Origin of the sequence: Streptococcus infantis (assembly GCF_015546995.1) — a bacterium.
Classification (GTDB): Bacteria; Bacillota; Bacilli; order Lactobacillales; family Streptococcaceae; genus Streptococcus; species Streptococcus infantis_J.
Genome location: NZ_JADMUH010000042.1, coordinates 1 through 2,080 on the forward strand (window position 1 = coordinate 1; position 2,080 = coordinate 2,080).

General features: G+C 30.9%; 2 protein-coding genes and 2 tRNA genes. All 4 read right to left on the reverse strand.

All coding sequences use genetic code 11. From position 1 onward, the window contains the following. Nucleotides 1-74: transfer RNA gene (locus tag I1J71_RS08555), tRNA-Asn, on the reverse strand. Between the two features lie 5 nt (nucleotides 75-79). Beyond that, nucleotides 80-151: transfer RNA gene (locus I1J71_RS08560), tRNA-Glu, on the reverse strand. A gap of 51 nt (nucleotides 152-202) precedes the next feature. Continuing rightward, the gene (gene comE / locus I1J71_RS08565; protein ID WP_195184452.1) at nucleotides 203-955 is read right to left on the reverse strand and encodes a competence system response regulator transcription factor ComE; all 753 of its coding nucleotides are present in this window, start codon (nucleotides 953-955) and stop codon (nucleotides 203-205) included. Next, the coding region (locus I1J71_RS08570; protein ID WP_229026699.1) for a GHKL domain-containing protein at nucleotides 952-2,080 on the reverse strand (1,129 nt) is incomplete at its 5' end. The genes I1J71_RS08570 and comE, both read right to left, overlap by 4 nt.

The following is a 2,080-nucleotide window of genomic DNA, read 5'->3' on the forward strand; positions in this document are numbered from 1 at the left end:
CTCCGCCAGTAGGACTCGAACCTACGACATCATGATTAACAGTCATGCGCTACTACCAACTGAGCTATGGCGGATAATATAGTCCGTACGGGATTCGAACCCGTGTTACCGCCGTGAAAAGGCGGTGTCTTAACCCCTTGACCAACGGACCATCTATCTGTAGCAGATATAACCATTATATCAATTTCTTACTAATTGTCAATCACTTTTTAGATTTTTTCTCCAGAATATCTCTTAATTTCCGAACCTTGAGACGGGTAATCGGACAACGATGATCTTCATAAAAAACCACTTCTAAATTTTTTCGATCAATTTCCCTAATATTTCCTACATTGACAAGAAATGACTTATGAGCGGAATAAAATCTTTGCGTATCTTTGTCTTTTTCTTGAATATCCGCCATAGTCCCATAAAATTCTTTGGCAAAATTCTTACCAATAATCCTTAACTTATGAGATACTCCTGTTGTTTCAATATACAAAATATCATGGTAGGGAATTTTCAAATCATTTCCCTTGTAGTTATAGTCAAAATAATCCACAACATCTTTATTTTCAAGTAACATATTCTTGGTATATAAGATACTCTGTTCAATACGTTTCTTAAATAATTCATCATTGATATCTTTGTCAACAAAATCCAAGGCTGATACTTGATATTTGTAAGTTAAGGTAGCAAATTCTGATCTACTAGTGATAAATACGATAATTGCATAGGGATTGTGGTGACGAATAAACTGTGCGACTTCAAATCCTTTTTTCTCAACTCCATGAATATCAATATCTAGAAAATAAAGTTGGTTTAATTCATCATTTTCGATATATTCCTTAAATTCTCGTTCTTTACCTGTTGTTTTATAAGAAATAGGAATATTTAATTCCTTTGAAATTTCATCCAAGGTTCTTTCTAATCTGACTTGATGTTGAATAACATCTTCTAAAATTAATACTTTCATTCAAACTCTCTCTTAAATCTAATAATCTGTCTAAACGTACTATCTTCCATCTCTGTTTCTAAAATGATATTTTCATACTTACCTAAAATTTCTTTAACATTATTAAGTCCTATTCCTCTATTTCTCCCTTTAGTAGAAAAACCTAGTTCAAACAAATCTTCTGAAGGTGTCATGGTAATTTTACACGAATTTTGAATCACGATAACTGTTTCCAAATCCATCTTAATCACTGCAACTTCCATTTGTTTCAAATAACTTTCTGCAGCACCTTCAACAGCATTGTTCAACAAAACACTCATCATACGAACAAGATCAAGTAAATCGATTGACAATTTTGTGATAGTGTCCTTTACTTCTAGTGTAAACTCTACGTTCTTATTTCGTGCATATACAATAGATTGCGCAATTAAACTTCTTAAAGCTGAATCTTCTATGTTGTTTAAATCAAAGTATGTATACTTATCTGAACGTAATTTTTGATTAGCTTTAACTAGAACTTCATTGTAAACTCTGTCAATTTCCTGTAAATCTCTACTGTCAATAGCCATTTGCATACTGACAAGCATACCTGCATAATCATGACGAAATCCACGGATTTCATTGTACAAACCAACAATTTCATCTGTATAAGTCTGTAAATGTTCTTGTTCAAATTTTTTCTGTTTTAGGGCTATTTCTTTTTCAACTCCTACCTTATGAGAATTCATTGCGAAGAAGATTAGCAGTAAACAAATAAAGACAATTGTTGCTAAAATACTACCAAAACTGTTAAAATGCGTATGAGTGCTCACCATATCTGAAATGAATGATAGAACATGTAAAGCAAAGAAAGCAAGTATAACTTTCTTAAGAAATGGATAGAGGTAGTCTTTGTCAAAATAATTAAGTTCAAGGTGAAAATAAGTAATAATTTTTTTTATAGCAAAATAAGTTAGTAATAATACTACTAAAAAGAAGAAATTTTCATATTTTGTTACAAAAGAATCACCTGTTATGGAAGATAAAGTTACTGATAAAAAAGTATGAGTGCTATGATATAATAAAGATAATAGTAGACTGATAAAAATAGCCTTGTACTTATCATACTTTTTTATTCCTATTAGATAAACATATATAATAAAGGGA

Coding starts and splice junctions, on each gene's coding strand:
- comE (WP_195184452.1), bottom strand. CDS start 955: ATGAAAGTATTAATTTTAGAAGATGTTATTCAACATCAAGTCAGATTA.